Origin of the sequence: Butyrivibrio sp. WCE2006, assembly GCF_000701985.1 — a bacterium.
Taxonomy (GTDB): Bacteria; Bacillota; Clostridia; order Lachnospirales; family Lachnospiraceae; genus Butyrivibrio.
The window spans coordinates 75,181-92,305 of the sequence record NZ_JNKH01000006.1 but is presented as its reverse complement, the minus strand read 5'-3'; the positions used below and the strand labels follow the sequence as shown (position 1 = coordinate 92,305).

The following is a 17,125-nucleotide window of genomic DNA, read 5'->3' as shown; positions in this document are numbered from 1 at the left end:
GAATCCGGGCTTTCTCGCTTCTTCCTCATGACTTCTTATCTGACAAATGCCACTACGAATCCACATGCAGGCATGTGACTCGCAGTGCCTATTGTCAGAATTATCTTTTCATCTTTGGATCAAAAGCATCTCTAAGACCATCACCAATAAAGTTAAATGCAAGAACTGTAAGAAGAATGAATGTTCCTGCAGGTAACCATACGAAGAGATAGTTAGTCATAACGTATGAATCGTTAACCGCATTGATAATACTTCCCCATGATGCAGCAGGGTACTTGATACCAAGACCAAGGAATGAAAGTGAAGCCTCTGAAAGGATAACCTCACCAAGTCCCATACTTGCAAATACGATAAGCTGAGGAATTACGTTAGGTATAAGGTGCTTGAAAATTCTGCGGTATGTACTGATACCAAGTGCTTCTGCAGCTACCATGAACTCCTGCTCACGAAGTGAAAGGATCTGGCCTCTGACAATACGTGCAATTCCTACCCAGCCGATAACAGCCATTACTACACAGAGAAGGTAGATACGTGCTCTGGGGCTTGCCTGATAATAGTCCATGATTGAACCAAGAATCAGGTACAAAGGCATTGCAGGGATACAGTAAACAACGTCTACAAGTCTCATGAGGAGGTTATCAACCCATCCGCCGAAGAATCCTGCTACACCACCGATTACCATACCTATAAATACTTCGATAAATACTACCACGAAACCAATAAGCAATGAAATACGTCCACCATACATAAGACGAGCAAGAAGGTCCATACCGTTAGCATCTGTACCAACAAGGTGCTCCTTGGAAGGTGATGCATATGTATCGATAAGTCTTGTCTCCTGGAACTTCTTGATTACATACTGACCTGACTTCTTCTCAAATCTGTACTCAACCATGTTGCCCTCAGCATCGGCGTATTCAAAAGAGCCTGAATTACCTGCAGCTTCAAATGCCTCAAGAGCAGCCGCCTTATAATCAGGATCAAGGAAGGTTCCTGAATCAATAGCGTTGAAGTTCATATTTGATACAACAGCATAGCCTTCGCCATTTGCTTCAACAAGACCTTCTGAATTTACAGTATAGCTGGTGCCATCTGCTTCAAATGAACCCTCTTCCCTTGCAACAGCAAGAAGTGCATTTCTGTAAAAATCATAAGTGAACTTTGTATCCTTGCTATATCCGGTAAATGATCTCTTACTTGCTACGGCAACCTCTGTTGCTTCATAGACATCAGCCTTGAAATCCGTACCGTTGAACATGTAGATTTTTCCATCCTGCTCGAAGTCATTTCTTCCTGCTTCAACTGCAGCATCAAATTCTTTGTTACCTTTAAGGAACATCTGAGCAGGTTCAAGTGAATAAATAATATAAACATCTGAATCCTCAGCAGCAGGAGCCATACCAAGCACCTCACCACCACGGGTTTCAAATACATACTGCTTTTTGGAAACAGCAATAAGAGCCTTTGAGTTAATATCTGAAGGAAGCTTTACTCCATCAATTGTCTGGAACTGGAACTGATCAATAACTGTAGCTCCTGCAAACTCCTTCATAACCTGTTCAGTCTTGTAGAACACCTTACTCTCAGAATAAGGATAAATTGCTCCTCCAAGGAAAGAGAACAGGAACATCGCTACGATGATAACCATACCAACAATCGCAAGTCTGTTTCTAAGGAATCTCTTAAGAACCATCATTCCGGGAGACAGGACACGGACTCTGCTGGCATCATCAAGATGCATTTCTTCTTTATTTACTTCGTTTTTCTTATCTGACATTTCATCCGCCTCCTTCCTTAGTTTACTCTTACTCTCGGGTCAACTACCGCATAAAGAATATCAGCGATAAGGTTACCTAAAAGAATCAATACTGCCATAAATACCATGTAGAACATAACGAAAGGAATATCGCCCTGTACTACGCACTGGTAAGATGTATAACCGATACCGGGTATCTGGAACAAAGTCTCAGTGATCATAGCACCGGAGAAAAGTCCGGGAAGTGATCCACCAAGAAGAGTAACGATCGGTATAAGTGTGTTTCTGAAAGCATGATAATTAACTACTCTGTCCTCAGAAAGTCCTTTAGCTCTTGCAGTACGGATATAATCTGCGTTCAGAACTTCAAGCATGTTTGTTCTTGTATAACGCATAAGTGATCCGACACTTACAACTGTAAGTGTAATTACAGGCATGATCATATGACGTGCCATATCAAGAAGCTTACCAAAATCTGAATAAGATTCATGATATCTTCCGACTATTCCGTACAGATCAAGCCAGCCCAGCTTTACTGAAAGAACATATTTCAAAATCGTCGCAAAGAAAAAGCTCGGAAGTGAAATTCCGATAAGTGCGATAACCGTTACAGTGTAATCAGTTGCAGAATACTGTCTTCTTGCAGCAGCCACACCGGCAGGTATTGCGATTATTATTTCCAATATAAATGTTACAAGTCCCAGTGCAAATGAATACCAGATTACACTACTAAACTTCTGTAATACAGGCTGATTCCAGAACCAGGAATCACCAAAGTCAAGTGTGATAGCGCGTGAAGCCCATTTGAAATACCCCTGGATTACCCCCGTGTCCAGACCATACTGAGCATTTAACTGTTCAACCCACTCAGAGTAGCTCTTTGCACCAGGCTTTGTAGACAAAGCCATAGCCTGCTGTTCAACGTATGATGTAGGCATACATCTCATGATCGTATAAATGATCATTGATACAAAAAACAATAAAACTACCGATATGAGTAGACGTTTGATTATGAATTTCTTCATTGTTGTCTATACTCCTTCTAATATAATATCTTCTACCTTTTTTCTTTAGCATTTCTCAAAAATGCAATCTATTTAAAATTCCGCAAAGCGAAATAATGTTTTCGAATTTATATTATACCAAAACCTTTCAATAAGTTTCTCTATTGATTTAAAGTCATAAAGCATTTTTTTACATAACTTGTCCGCGGGAGCCAATTGACCCCCACGGACAAAGTCATACGCATTTATATTGTTAAACACGAATTACTTAGTCATAAGCTTCTCAATTCCATCGTGAGCACTTGTGCTTGCGAAGAAGTGGAAGTATGTTGTCTGATCCTGAAGCATCTCAGAATTGTCAACATCAATACGATCTACAGAGTAGATTGAGCACTGCTGTCTCTGATAAATCGGAATCTCAACTGCATAGTCAACAATGTAGTCAAGGCACTCTTTGTAGATAGCCTTACGTACTGACTGGTCTGTTGTTGAACGAGCTTCTACTACAAGATCATCAAGTTCCTTCTGGTTGATTCTGTACATGTATGCAGAACCACCTTCTGAGTGGTAAATCTGATACATATCAGGATCGATAGATGAACCCCAAGCAGCACACCAGATCTCTGCTGTACCACCTTCAGTTGCTGACCAGAGAACTGAAGAATCTGAAAGGTCATTGATAATAAGGTCGAAACCAATCTTTGCAAGGTCTTCCTTAGCAGCTGTAAGGATACCGAATGAAGGGTGATCACCCTTACCATCTGCAGGAATCATAGCTTCATATGAAAGCTTTGCACCTTCAGGAGCTGCTGTAAGCTTGCCATCAGATACTGTATAACCAGCCTTCTCGAAGAATCCAAGTGCTGCCTGAAGAGCTGCATCATACTTCTCATCCTCGCTCATGCCGTCTGTATAGATATCATTTCCGTCTGCATCAACTGAGAAAGCAACCTTGTAATCAGGATCTGAAGGCTGAGGTGCTGCCCATGATGTGTTAGAAATAGGATAGTTAATTACGTTAGCAGCATCGCCATAGTAAGAATCGATAACAACGTCACGATGTACAGCGATAACAGTTGCGATAGCTTTACGAAGAGCCTTTGACTCATCACTTGAAGGATCGCTGCCAACCTTAACGTTCTCAGAGTTCATACCGATGTAACCATAACCATTGTTGTCTACAAGAGATGTAGCAATCTTGTCACCTGTAAGCTCACCATTTGAGTTGTCACCGGCGATCTGCTCAAGAGTAGACTTGTTAGCTGAAGGCTCAGCAACATCGATTGTACCCTGAACAACAGCGGGCTCTGCATCAGACTGCTGAGTAACCTTCATCTGTACTTCCTTGATTACAGGAGCACCAAGATAGTAGTTCTCGTTAGCCTTGAAGTAAACAATCTTGTTCTCATACTTGTCGAATACATAAGGGCCTGCTCCAAGAGGAGTTGTTGTCTTTGCTCTTACAGATGAAAGATCACCCTTTGAGAATCCGAACTTGTTGTTATCATAATCATATTCAGCCTTGTCACCATAGTAGTGAAGAGGTGCAATCTCAACAGGAAGGCTGTAAATAGCTGTTGCATCAAGCTTGTCCATGTGTACTACAAGTGAGTAATCACCAGTCTTCTCGATACCTGTGATAGATGCTGCTGAATCACCTGTCTCGATTGAGTTCTTGTAGTCATCACTGAGCATATCAAGGATGCCGTCGCCAGCCTTTTCCTTGTCAGTAGCTGCCATAACATCGTTATCATAAGCTGCCATGATTTCATTCCAGAAATCATCTACTGTAGGAGCTGTGCCACCCTTAACATCAAATGTAGCACCTGAAGGAGCTGTAAGAACGCCGCCTTCAGCTTTACCATAGCCCCAGTTAGCCATTGCGTTTGCAATAGGATCCTTAGCTATATCCTCATCATCTGATACTGCGCCGTTTGCTGAGCAGTAATCAGCGATGTCGTTGATGAACTGTTCCTTAGCTGCAGGGAAATCTGTCTCCCAGAATTTCTTCTGCTGATCTTCTGTAAAGTATGTGAAGTCTGTATTGTCCTCACCAGCCTTAACAAGAAGGTTGAAAAGTGTATCAGATCCGCTCTTGTAAGCTTCCATACCTGTGATAGGAAGTGCACTGAATGATGAAGGTCCATCATATGAAGGATCTGCAAGTACATACATTGAGAAAATTACATCATCTATTGTAATAGGTTCGCCATCTGAGAATTTCAGATCATCACGAAGTTCGAAAGCATAATCAACTGTTCCGTCCTCGTTCTCTGTAATCTCACAGTTTGCGGGTCCCTTGTACTCATAGCTGTTACCATCATATTCCTTGGTCTCACCTTCGATACCATTCATGATGATCTCACCCATACGATCAACCTTAAGAAGCGGTATAGAAGTCATCTGCTCTACGTTGATATCGTAAGCTGAATTTGCGAAGAAAGGACTGAATTTCTCTGAGAATTCTGATTCTCCGATTACGAGCGGAGCTCCGCTTCCTGTGCTCTCAGCAGCCTCTGCTGAATCACTTGATTCTGTCTCTTCTGTAGCTTCTTCCGTAGACTCTGTAGACTCTGCAGCCTCAGCACTGTCTTCTGCCTGTGCTTCTGTAGATTCTGTCTGATCTGCAGAACCGGCAGTTTCGTTAGATGAACCGCTGTTTGAGCCGCATCCAACTGCTGAGACAACCATTGTTCCAGCAAGTCCTAATGCCAGAAATTTGCCTAACTTTTTCATATTGCCCTCCATTCTGGGGTATCCCCATAATATTATATGTGCATCCACCTTGGTGGTTGTCACCGCTTACATACTTCACCGGGCTAATTATTACCTCACCGGGTGAATCTTCATTACCAGCACCAAACTCCTAAGATCCTCGCTAAGTACTATGCTCAAACACATAGAAAGTATATGCGCTAATACTGATTCTTTCTATTAATCAAACTCTATATCTGACCATAAGTAAAAGTTATATGCTCACTTATTGGACTCAATAGATATTCCTGAAAAGTTCTTATTATAATATCCGGCAAAAAGTAATGCTACAAAGATAACCGGAATGTGCAGAAGCAGATACAATAATTCAAGCTTAATATCGTATTGCCCTCTTCTTATCACCAGATAGATGATCTCACACACTGCACTCAGCCCTGTAAGCACTATTACAGCTATAGCACAAAAATGCATGCGCCCTATACCTTTATCATACTGTTTTCTTGTCATCCTGGGCGTAGCATCTATATATTCTATTATTCCTACAATGAAAAATAATACAGGCAAATACTGCAATATATAAGGAAGTACCACCCACAGAGTATGTGATGATGTCTGATTCACCAACCCCTGAATAATAAGAGCAGCAAACATTCCTATTCCATACAGTACGCACGAAAGATAGGTCTTCTTCTTTTGTGTTTCATCAAAAGGAAGCACATATAGATCCCCTTTATAGAAGAACCTGTCTCGAAACCTCCCTTTTTTATCCATCTCGGGAACATGATCATAATCTCCCTTATATGGATTATGCAAAATACTCATTACTCCGTATTTCCATTTCTAAGTAAGGCACAATAACAATCTGTCTTACAAACAACTTCTTTATAGAGAAAAAGCGCTCCTAAACTTACACTCTGCAAGTAGGAACGCCGTTGTTCTAAATGTAAGTATACATTATTGCAATTTAATTATCTACACCGAGATTAAATTATATCAAAATGTTAAAATAAGTCAAGCACAGACGAACTTTTGTCTTTGTCTCACGGACACTTTGTCGGTTTAAAGCGTGCAAGCAGAAACTAAAAAATTATACAGTGCAATTATTTCTTTAAAACAAACACTTTCCAGATAAACTTTGCATTTGATATAACGTATCTCTTGAGAAGACGTTTAGGGTCCTGAAACAGTCTGTAAAGCCATTCCATACCGATTTTTCTGATCCAGATGGGTGCTCTTTTTATATTTCCTGCATAAAAATTAAATCCTGCACCAACTCCGAGCATGACACCATGAAGTTTTCCTTCATGCGCCGCCATCCATTTTTCCTGCTTGGGAGCGCCAAGTCCTATCCAGATAAGGTCGGCACCGGATGCGTTGAGCATCTCAACTATCTCTTCATCCTCCTTTGGAGTAAGCTCTCTGAAAGGCGGTGAATAATACCCTTTTATATCCATTCCGGGAAATCTCTCCGGAAGATTCTTCTTTAATAATTCAATAGTCTCCTCAGATGAGCCATAGAAATAATGAGACAGTTTACCGTCCATTGTCGATTTGAACATCATGTCCATAAAGTCGGGACCGGCAATTCTCTCTGCTTTAACGAATCCTGCTTTCTGAATTCTGTTTACTATGGGCTGACCATCAGGAAACGTCAGTGCAGAGGAATTCTGTATATTCATATACCCCGGATTTTCACTTGCTTCCACAGTTGTATGGACATTACAGAAACATATATACTTTCCAAAAAAGTCCTGTATATGACTTCTCACATATAAGACTGCATTTTCGACATTTGATACTGCAAAGTCCACACCAAGAACTCTGCACCTCTTTGCCATGGCTGAATAATAAACGGCCTGATAGTACCCCATTCCTCTGATGAGATTACCTGTAACCCAGAGTCCGTCAATTGAAAGACCGAAATAAGTATTTATTCCTTCATACCCCAGTCTTCTTACAATATCATTTCTTACATAGTCAGCTATTTCAAGCTTATCAGGAATGCAGACAAAGGCATCACTGCAACCTGATTCCTTAACCCTTTCTATGAGCTGTTCTCTGTTTAACACAGCTTCGTAATCATCGAATATTCTTGTCTCATCTGCGTTATAGGAATCATCCAGAGTAAAAATAGCTTCAAGCTCAAACTCTGAGGCAAGCTCCTTACCAAGATGTGCCTTGACAGACTCGATATCCTTCTCATAAACAAGAGCTGTTATCTTCCTTCTGTGAATATCAGGATTACCATGCTTTTTAAGGATTGCTCTGTATATCAGTCTGAAGGACAGCACAAATACAAAGTCCAGGATAACCAGATACAGCATTGCCAGTCTTGAAAAATAGTAGGCATTTTCCTTGGACGCCATCAATGTTACTATCAAAAATACAAACAGTATGAACAGATTTTTGCATACACCAACGAAGACTTCCAGTGGATCCTGATTCTCGATAGGCTTATAGTCATATTTTCTGCTATTGTATACATTCACAAGTGTGGCAAAAAGAATTTCCATGAAAAAGACCATGGTATACAAAGGTGCCATCCACTCCTTTTTCATGTACCAGTTAAATCTTATTGTAATCATAGCTGCATAAGCAAGCGCCAATGCAACCGCATCTACTATAAGCAGTATTCTTTTTCTTCTATGTGAGCGTGAAAAGCCCATATCAAAAGACCTCGCAAATCATTTATTTAAAACATCTGTGAATAATATCGATTATTATGTCCTGTTCTTCTTCAGTCATCTTATTATCTGAAGGAAGGCAAAGACCTCTCTCAAATATATCTGCTCCAACGTCAGTCAGAACGCCTTCGTCAATATATGCATTACTTCGTCCTCTAAGTATGCCCTGCTCTGTAATGAAAATGTTATTCCTGTAAACAGGCTGCATATGCATAGGCTTCCAGATAGGTCTGCCCTCGGCATTAAAAAAGCCAAGCATCTCCAATATTTCTGAGGGTGAGGATTTTCCGGGTTCTGACTTATACAGCGCATTTTTCTCAGATCTTACATGAGGGCTCATCGCATCTTTATCTATGATCATGCAGCTAAGCCAGTAATTAGGCTCCGTATCCTCCGGAATAGGATTCATTGAAACCGGAAGGTCCTTAAGGCCTTCTTTGTATCTGTAATAAATACGCTTCTTTTGCTCAATATGCTCATCAAGATAGGGAATCTGTCCTCTGACAACACCTGCCACAATATTGGACATACGATAATTATATCCCAGCTCCTCATGCTGATACCAGGGAGCATCCTCTCTTGCCTGGGTACTCAGCTTTCTGACCTTGTGACAGTCATACTCTGAATCAGTAAGGAACATACCTCCTGCACTTCCGGTAATTATCTTATTCCCATTGAAAGAGATAATACTATAGTCACCAAATTTACCTGTCTGCACGCCTCTGTAGGTTGCTCCCAGTGATTCGGCAGCATCCTCAACTATAAGCGCACCATGTTTATCTGCAATATCCCTTATCTCCTGTATCTTTCCGGGAGTTCCGTAGAGATACGCCACAACGATCAGCTTAACATCAGGATAAATCTCAAAAGCCTTTTCCAAAGCCTTGGGGCTCATATTCCAGCTCTCTTCCTCAGTGTCTATGAAAACAGCTTCGCCTCCCTCATAGGCAACAGGATTAACTGTCGCATCAAATGTCATATCTGAGCAAAAAACCTTCTTGCCGGTAAGTGTACCTTTATTTGCAGGCTGGGGTCCGTAAAGCCTCTCCCCTGCCAGTCTGATTGCAAGATGTAAAGCTGCGGTTCCTGCACTCAAAGCCACAGCATACTTTCTGCCGACTTTCTCCTGAATAAGTCTTTCAGTCTCATTTATATTTTCACCAACAGTAGAAACCCAGTTGGTTTCTATCGCATTTGTGATCCATTTAAGCTCATCTCCATGCATTGTAGGAGATGAAAGCCAGACTTTTTTCTCAAATCTCTTAATACCGTTAAATCTCTCGTCCATAATACTATGCCTGCCTTATTCTGTTTCATTTATAAGCTCAGCCGCTCTCTCAAGAGCCTTCTGATGCTCAAGGGAATGTGAATCAGCATTATCCTCAGGGTGATAAGTTGTTACTATCTTCTGAACTATCTCCCTGATCTCATCAGCATGTTCTGCCTTAGATGCTCCGTTAAGCTCCTCCAGCTGTCCAAAGAACTTCATATCATCCATATCAATCGGCTTTCCGATGTGGATCATTCTGTTAGCTGTATCCTGGAGACCTTCCTCATCCATTAGCATCTCCTCATAGAGCTTCTCTCCCGGGCGAAGTCCGGTAAACTCAATCTTTATATCCTCGCCTACCTTATATCCGGAAAGCTTAATAAGATTCTCAGCAAGATCAAGAATCCTTACAGGCTCACCCATATCAAGGACGAATATCTCACCGCCCTTTGCATAAGCTCCTGCCTGCATAACAAGGCTGACCGCCTCAGGTATAGTCATGAAATATCTTATAATGTTAGGATCCGTTACTGTAACCGGACCGCCTGCTGCAATCTGCTTTTTAAATAAAGGAATAACTGATCCGTTTGAACCAAGTACATTACCGAAACGAACTGCAACAAACTCTGTATCATAATGCTTATTAAAGGTCTGCACGATCATCTCACAGATTCTCTTACTGGCTCCCATGATATTAGTGGGATTAACCGCTTTATCCGTAGAAATCATTACAAACTTACGGCATCCGTTCATGGCCGCTGCCATGGCAGTCTTGAAGGTACCAAAGACATTATTCTTGATAGCCTCATTGGGACTGTCCTCCATAAGCGGTACATGCTTATGTGCAGCTGCATGGTAAACTATCTCAGGTCTGTACTGCTCGAAAATTCTATTGATTCTGTTTGTATTTCTAACAGAAGCTATAAGCACCACAAGATCCAGTTCAGGGTGATTTCTCTTAAGTTCCTGCTGAATGTCGTAGGCATTGTTCTCATAGATATCAACAATGATCAGTTTGCCCGGCTTGTGGTTCGCAATCTGTCTGCAGAGCTCGGAACCTATTGAACCGCCGCCACCTGTAACGAGAACAGTCTTACCACTAACATAGCCTGCAATCTGATTAAGATCTACTGCTATCGGTTCTCTTCCAAGGAGGTCTTCTACCTCTACCTCACGAAGCTTACTTACATTGACCTCACCGTTAACAAGCTGATAAACCCCGGGAAGTGAACGAAGCTTACAGTTAGTCTCCTTACAAAGATCAAGAAGCTTTCTCATTTCACTTCTTGAAAGTGAAGGAATGGCAACTATAATCTCATCTATGTCATAGAGATCCGCACATTCAAGAATCTTATCACGGCCTCCCACAACTCTGATACCCTGGATATAATGTCCCCATTTTCCTCTGTCATCATCAATGATACATCTGATGACCATGCTTGAAAAATTGCTGTTAACGATCTCTTTGATGATGATATTACCGGATTCACCTGCACCAATAACCATTACTGATGTGGTGTTTTTGCGGTTCTCTGTCTTATGCTTCACGCTTCTGATAAATCTGTAGCTGAATCTGCTCACAAAGATCAGAGTAATAAGAATAAATGTATATAAAAAGTAATAACTCTGAGGAACAGTCACTCTGCCGATTCTAAAAAACTGTAAGCCTATTGCATTGGCAATACCTGATGTCACACAGGCAAAGACAAGGTTCTGCAGCTCATTCTCTCCGGCATATGCCCAGAGACTGTTATACAGTCTGAAAAAGTAGAAGACTATAAGCGAAATGACCACATTTATAACAAGGTAATCATTTACAGGTTCCATAAACTCATATGGAACCAGATCAATATTAAACTCGTATCTCATAAGAAGGGCCATATAGCTTGCAATGATGATACTTAGAACATCATATACAATAAGTCCGACCCTTCTATAAAATTTTGCAAAGTTAAAAGGTTTCTTTTCTGAATTCATATCTCTTTATTCTATCACAAAATAGGCTTTTCATCCTAAAACTGCCAGTCTGATAAAAGTCATTATTTTATTTTCTTAAATGTAATCGGCATAAGCGATAACACAAGTGCAATCGCCATAGGGTTACTGAGCTGGAAGACCCACTCAGATAATGCCGCTATTCCAAAACCAACGGTCATGGCAAAGGGCAAAAGTGCACCTGAAACTTCATCCCTGTTTTTTACATAATATTTCGCACCGGCAAAAAAGGCAAATGCCATCATAAACAGGAACACAATTCCGGCTAAAATACCATGGTCAAACATAACCTGGATATAAGTGTTATGCGCATGGATTGCGATCTCACCGGTAGGAAGCACAGCTCCCATATCGTCATGTCCAAAGGGTGTCATCTGTTGAAGATAGGATTTAAAAATGGTAATTCTTCCATTTGAAAACTCTTCAATTCCATCTGTACCCTGAGCATTATCCGAAGATTCCTCGCTGCCCTGATTTTCATCATTCTGAGAATCAGCTGTATCGTCTGAAGATTCTTTGGCATCCGTCAGATCATCAGAGTTGATTTCTTCGCCGCTTTCTTCAACGTTGGAAGCATTTTCAGCTTCCTGTGCAGCAGCTTCTGCTTCAAGCCTCTCAGCCTCAAGTCTCTCCTCTTCAAGCCTCATGTTTTCAAGGAGTTCAGCTCCTCCGGTATCAAGCAGGTATTGTCTTATCTCCGGTGAAGTCTGACTTGATGCCACAATCTCAGGAAGGCTGTAGCACATTGTCATTGACTGATACTCAGTAAGAGGAACACCGTTTTCTCCGACTGTGGAATAACCTTCGTCGTTAAAGTTCGCTATATCCTCCGGATAATTATAATCCATAATATCAACGCCAAGAATCTTTTCAGAAAACAGATCCACAAACCTCTCTATATTCATGTAGAGATGATTGTCAGGCTGTCCGCCTCCATAAAGTCCAAAGTTACCTGTCTCAATGAGGAATTTCTTCGGATGCGCTACAAGAGCAGGAAATATTCTTTGTAAAGCAAATGCAGCGGGGAAACATAAAATCACGGCAAGAGCCATGGTTCCTACCTGTATCCCAAGATATCTAAGCCTGCCGCTGTGACAATCAGTAGCTGTTATTGCCAGCATGCAGATAAACATTACTGCACATGCAAGATATGATGTTCTTGAAATAGTGAATATCATATATGCAGTTACAAAACCAAACAGTATGAATTCCTTCCACAGATATCTAAATCGTGCCTTGAAGGATTTTTCATCTCTGATGGTATATATTTTATATAGAAGCAGTACCGCAGATGCACATTCCATAACAGTCATATACTCAGCCGTCACGGTTACGGTATGGAATACAAATGCATATCTTCCGGTATTAAACGCTGCAAAGCTTCTGTACATCCAGCAGTATCCCATGGACACCACAAAATTAAGAAGTAGTCCTCCAAGAATAAGTTCCGGATATTCCTTAAAGCCATAGAGCGCATAGGTAACCATCAGGCCTACTACAAAGACTGCAAGGACAACTCCCCACCATCTCGTATTTCTAAACACTATAAGAACTGCAAAAAATACCAGAAGCAGAATACCAAAGACACTTATCTTAAAGCCTGTTCTTTTTTCCAGGTACTCTTCCCTTCCCTTTGTTCTGTAATAAATCTCAGCTGCAAAATTAAGGATAAGGAATCCTGCAAGGACCGCTATTATAATGCCATAGGTTAGTGCAGCATTTTTAAGATCGTATTCCTTTTCATCTGCAGGAACAAGATGTCCCATCCTGTACCAGATTCCGATTCCCCCTGCAACGATCAGATAAATCAGATTGCGAAGGCTTTTTATTCTGGAAAAAGGAATTGAAATACACAAAAACAGTAGCAGAAAAATCATTTCCTTGCGCTCTGCAAGTGTCTGATAAATCGTGTAAAGGGCATTCATGTATTCACAGCAAAACCACACTGCTGCCGCAATAAGTCCCATCTGTGTAAAATTCTTGAAATTGTGCCAAAGCTTCACATCCAGTGTCGCATCACTTTCATGATTGATGGCATAAAAAACAAGAACAGCCGCGATCACTACACCAAGTTCCAAAAAAGCATTTTCCAAAGGTCTCTGATCAAAATACTTTAAAGGATAAATAAGTATCATCATCGCCAGTGTGCCAATCGCTGCAATAGGATTACCAACTGTCTTTACAACCTGATGCACTGTAACAAGCTTATTTCGCCTCTCTCTGTCGGTAAGTTTTTCAATAATGATAAGAAGCGCCGCCACCAGGATTATCCCTGCAATAATAAGAAGAGACATGGACTTGGTAACAGGCTGCCTGTAATTATAACCTGCTGCCAGCTGAAGTCCCTCCACAGTGGTATCGTGATAAGCAAAGGAAACAAAGTACGGCGACGTATCTTCGCCCGAATGCTCAAATGCAACATAAAAAGTGGAAAAAGCACCATTTATGATCATGGTGTAGGTCTCGCCCACATTAAGATCAAGGCCAACCCTGACATTTATATATCCCGGAAGGCTCGCATCTCTTAAATAGACAAATCTCTGATAAATCTGCTCCATGTTTTCATTATAAAAAACCATGGACATATAATTTCCCAATTCAACATCTTCAAGATAAATATCTATTGATTCAAGCCTGTCATACTGGGCAATAAATTTCTGAACCACATCATGGTAATCATTGATTCTGTCAGAAGTTTGGACAATCTCACCTCCACCCCTTTCAGTGATAGTCCTCTGCCAGATTCTAAGAGGGAAAACAGACAGAATTGCAATAATCGCAAAGAAAATAATAACCGCTCTTATTGCAGTACTCTTATATACAACTTTTCTTCTCATAATTCCTCCACTGTTCGGCCTAAAGGGTACCGCTTATGGTAACTCGACATGAGGAGAGCCCCCATTTATGGGATGAGTCCTGATGTCATTTATTCCTTCAGTACACTGTTACTGTTCAGACAGCTCTGCGCACTTGCTGCGCTGAGCGTGAGAATGTTCTACGTCTTAAATATAGGATTTGCCCCTTTGCCGAAGGCAACTGGAATGGGCAAATCCAGTTGCTGTGAGCACCGTAAGGTGTGAACAGTAACAGTACACTGTTTTCATATTTGGATTGGCACTATCTATGCTTACGCAGTAAAACAGTATACACTAAAATCGGAGCACATAACCATAAGTATATGGTATATCTCACAAGATACGTAGGCCCAAGAAGTACTGTAAGCCATACCAGTAAAACCAAAAGCCACGGATATATTTTCATATCTCTTCTCACAACTGCTGTCAAAAACAGATAAATAAAAAGCCAGAAATATGCAGCAGGTGAAAACAAAAGTGAAATGACCGGTATGTTCTGCTGGAACTTCTCTATTGAAAGCTTTCTGTAAAAATCATCTATTGCAGGTATAAAGCTGTGCCTCTCACCCGGAAGTTCAACCTCATAACCAAAATACGAGCTGTCAGTATAAGTAAATGTAAATACCGTGTTGCCCTGATAGACATTTATCACAGCTCCCGGATACCAGTATCCATAGGAAGTCAAAAACCAGCCATTTAAATAACTAATAGGGTTCTTTATTCCTTTATCAAGCCACAATTTCCAAAACGATGCTTTGTCATCTTCATAGGCTTTATTGTCAAAATACATTTTCAGAATATCTGATATTCTGGGTGTGTAATGTGAAAGTGCCTCTTCACTTAAATATTTGTGAAGAACCTCCTTCTCCTCATCAGAAAAGCTCTCACTGTCATAGTAATACACACGGGCAATCTGCTGAATAGGAACTGTCAGCATTTCCTGATGTTCTCCGCTCTCTGCAGCAAAAGCATGCCCTATGGCGGAGTTTATAATAAAATATATTATCACAGGAGCAATAAGAAAGGTTGCTCTGTGAAACTTATCTCTTTTCTTTCCAAAGAAAACGGCGGCAATAACAATCACTGCATACACAAGATATGCATAAAAACCATTGTGTCTGAAGAGCATCATAAAAACTGCACTTATTATGATCTGCCACGCCTTTCTTCTCTTTTCGCCTCTTCCCTTAAGCTCTTCCCACTCAATTGTAAGGACCACCGTCAGCACAAGAAGCACCGAGAACAGCCCATCCTTACAGGAACAGAGCGTATACATGACAATCGTCGGAAACATCCCGAAGAACAAAGCTACTACTGTTCTGTATTTTTTACCTGCACCATGCTTTTTAAGGAAATTCAAAAAATAGGTAAATATCCAGGTCATAACCAGCATTTGCGCCAGTATATATGCAAAGATTCCCAGATTGTAGCTCCCTGTTACCTTATGGAAAAAGGCAACGCTCCCACCAAGCAGCATCACATGCAAAAGCGGATGATGCGTATTAAAGCTGCGGGATAAAACCTCTATAACCTCAGTCTGGGCATCATAGACGAAAAATCCGGGATAAACTCCCAAAAGCACGATAAAATTCAATGCTGCAATAAACATCCAGGTTCTGAAATAATCGGATCTGTTATATCCCTTATATACCGTTTCTCCGGCCAAACCTTCATTTTGGCTGTCCTTCCTTATTTTCCTGTAAAGCCCGTTCCAGCTTGTCCTTACCAAAAGTGCAGTAATCACGGCAAATACAGGAATCAAAATCAGTGCTCTTCTATCTGAAAGGTCTATATGATCCGCACTCTCAAGCTGATATCCAAAAACCAGAGACACGGACGCACATACGCCAAATAAGACCGGCAACAGCCAGGTCTTATTCCTACTCATTTGATTTTTCATTTTTAGCCTCATCGCGGATTACATACTGCGGATTATTATTCTGTGAAATATATATTCGTCCGATATATTCCCCTGCCATGCCAACCATCAGCATAAGCATACCACCCATGAATGTAATGGCCGACATAAGTGCAGAAAAGCCCACAGTAGGAAGATCGGGATAAAGAAGTTTTTTCAGTATCGTATATATACCATACAAAATACCAAAAGCCGCAAGTACTCCGCCCATAAAGGTGCCAATACGAAGTGGTTTGATACTGAAGGCTGTAAACCCGTTAATCCAAAGCGCCATCAGCTTTGAAAATGTATATCCGCTATCCCCCACGGTTCTTGCTCTGTGAGTAACATCAACATTCACAATGTTCTTCGTGGTTCTAAGGACAAGACCGATTACATACGGGTAAGAGCTCTGATACTTTATCATCTCATCCACAACAAAGCGTCTTGCCGCAAAATAGCTTGATATAAACAGATCCTTTGGCTTTCCAAGCATAACCCGGGTCATCCAGTCATTCATGGCACTTCCGAAGTTCCTGAAAAGATTATGCTTCTTGTGGGCATATCTTGCATATACAACATCCGCCCCCTTTTCAATCTGATAAAGGAGCTTTCCAACTTCATCAGCAGGAGTCTGCCCGTCATCATCAAGACAAACTATGATATCTCCCTTCGCCTTATTTAATCCTGCCATAATTGCAGCATGCTGACCGAAGTTCTTTGCAAGATTATAGCCCCTTATCTCATCATGCTCCTTAATAAGCTCGCAGATTTTGTCCCAGGTATTATCAGGTGAACAGTCATTTACCAGAACGATCTCGTAGCTGTAAAGGACAAGCATGTCCATAGCCCCTTCTATCTCATTTATAACATTTTCAATTGTTTGCTCCGAGCGATAGCACGGTATCACAAAACTTACTAATTTATTTCGCATAGGGTTATTTTACCA

10 protein-coding genes are annotated in these 17,125 nt (G+C 41.0%); all 10 read right to left on the bottom strand.

The window, feature by feature from the left end:
- Positions 1-100 precede the first annotated feature (100 nt).
- The gene (locus tag T501_RS20675; RefSeq protein WP_044913846.1) at positions 101-1,777 is read right to left on the bottom strand and encodes an ABC transporter permease; all 1,677 of its coding nucleotides are present in this window, start codon (positions 1,775-1,777) and stop codon (positions 101-103) included.
- 17 nt (positions 1,778-1,794) lie between these two features.
- Positions 1,795-2,781: an ABC transporter permease gene (locus T501_RS06090; RefSeq protein WP_026509514.1), complete on the bottom strand. Its 987-nt coding sequence runs from the start codon at positions 2,779-2,781 to the stop codon at positions 1,795-1,797.
- Positions 2,782-3,024: 243 nt separating this feature from the next.
- Positions 3,025-5,496, bottom strand: a complete 2,472-nt coding sequence (locus T501_RS06085; RefSeq protein WP_044913845.1) for an ABC transporter substrate-binding protein — start codon at positions 5,494-5,496, stop codon at positions 3,025-3,027.
- A gap of 240 nt (positions 5,497-5,736) precedes the next feature.
- Positions 5,737-6,297, bottom strand: coding sequence for a hypothetical protein (locus T501_RS06080; protein WP_155994797.1), 561 nt, complete (start codon positions 6,295-6,297; stop codon positions 5,737-5,739).
- Between the two features lie 278 nt (positions 6,298-6,575).
- The gene (locus T501_RS20670) at positions 6,576-8,141 is read right to left on the bottom strand and encodes a WecB/TagA/CpsF family glycosyltransferase (protein WP_081843057.1); all 1,566 of its coding nucleotides are present in this window, start codon (positions 8,139-8,141) and stop codon (positions 6,576-6,578) included.
- Between the two features lie 22 nt (positions 8,142-8,163).
- On the bottom strand, positions 8,164-9,447 hold the full coding sequence (locus tag T501_RS06070; protein ID WP_197027924.1) for a DegT/DnrJ/EryC1/StrS family aminotransferase: 1,284 nt from the start codon (positions 9,445-9,447) through the stop codon (positions 8,164-8,166).
- A gap of 15 nt (positions 9,448-9,462) precedes the next feature.
- The gene (locus T501_RS06065) at positions 9,463-11,406 is read right to left on the bottom strand and encodes a polysaccharide biosynthesis protein (RefSeq protein WP_044913843.1); all 1,944 of its coding nucleotides are present in this window, start codon (positions 11,404-11,406) and stop codon (positions 9,463-9,465) included.
- Positions 11,407-11,468: 62 nt separating this feature from the next.
- Positions 11,469-14,261: a tripartite tricarboxylate transporter TctB family protein gene (locus T501_RS06060; RefSeq protein ID WP_044913842.1), complete on the bottom strand. Its 2,793-nt coding sequence runs from the start codon at positions 14,259-14,261 to the stop codon at positions 11,469-11,471.
- A gap of 280 nt (positions 14,262-14,541) precedes the next feature.
- Positions 14,542-16,179 carry a DUF6020 family protein gene (locus T501_RS06055; RefSeq protein ID WP_044913841.1) on the bottom strand — a complete coding sequence of 546 codons (1,638 nt, stop codon included), beginning with the start codon at positions 16,177-16,179 and terminating at the stop codon, positions 14,542-14,544.
- Entirely contained in the window at positions 16,160-17,110 is a 951-nt protein-coding gene (locus T501_RS06050; RefSeq protein ID WP_026509522.1) for a glycosyltransferase family 2 protein, read from the bottom strand. The genes T501_RS06055 and T501_RS06050 overlap by 20 nt, the downstream gene beginning before the upstream one ends.
- Positions 17,111-17,125: the final 15 nt, after the last annotated feature.

Bases quoted from the DNA above. Each gene is read 5' to 3' on its own strand.
- T501_RS06065 (WP_044913843.1), bottom strand. From the start codon at position 11,406: ATGAATTCAGAAAAGAAACCTTTTAACTTTGCAAAATTTTATAGAAGG.
- T501_RS06070 (WP_197027924.1), bottom strand. From the start codon at position 9,447: ATGGACGAGAGATTTAACGGTATTAAGAGATTTGAGAAAAAAGTCTGG.
- T501_RS06080 (WP_155994797.1), bottom strand. From the start codon at position 6,297: ATGAGTATTTTGCATAATCCATATAAGGGAGATTATGATCATGTTCCC.
- T501_RS06090 (WP_026509514.1), bottom strand. From the start codon at position 2,781: ATGAAGAAATTCATAATCAAACGTCTACTCATATCGGTAGTTTTATTG.
- T501_RS20670 (WP_081843057.1), bottom strand. From the start codon at position 8,141: ATGGGCTTTTCACGCTCACATAGAAGAAAAAGAATACTGCTTATAGTA.
- T501_RS20675 (WP_044913846.1), bottom strand. From the start codon at position 1,777: ATGTCAGATAAGAAAAACGAAGTAAATAAAGAAGAAATGCATCTTGAT.
- T501_RS06085 (WP_044913845.1), bottom strand. From the start codon at position 5,496: ATGAAAAAGTTAGGCAAATTTCTGGCATTAGGACTTGCTGGAACAATG.
- T501_RS06050 (WP_026509522.1), bottom strand. From the start codon at position 17,110: ATGCGAAATAAATTAGTAAGTTTTGTGATACCGTGCTATCGCTCGGAG.
- T501_RS06055 (WP_044913841.1), bottom strand. From the start codon at position 16,179: ATGAAAAATCAAATGAGTAGGAATAAGACCTGGCTGTTGCCGGTCTTA.
- T501_RS06060 (WP_044913842.1), bottom strand. From the start codon at position 14,261: ATGAGAAGAAAAGTTGTATATAAGAGTACTGCAATAAGAGCGGTTATT.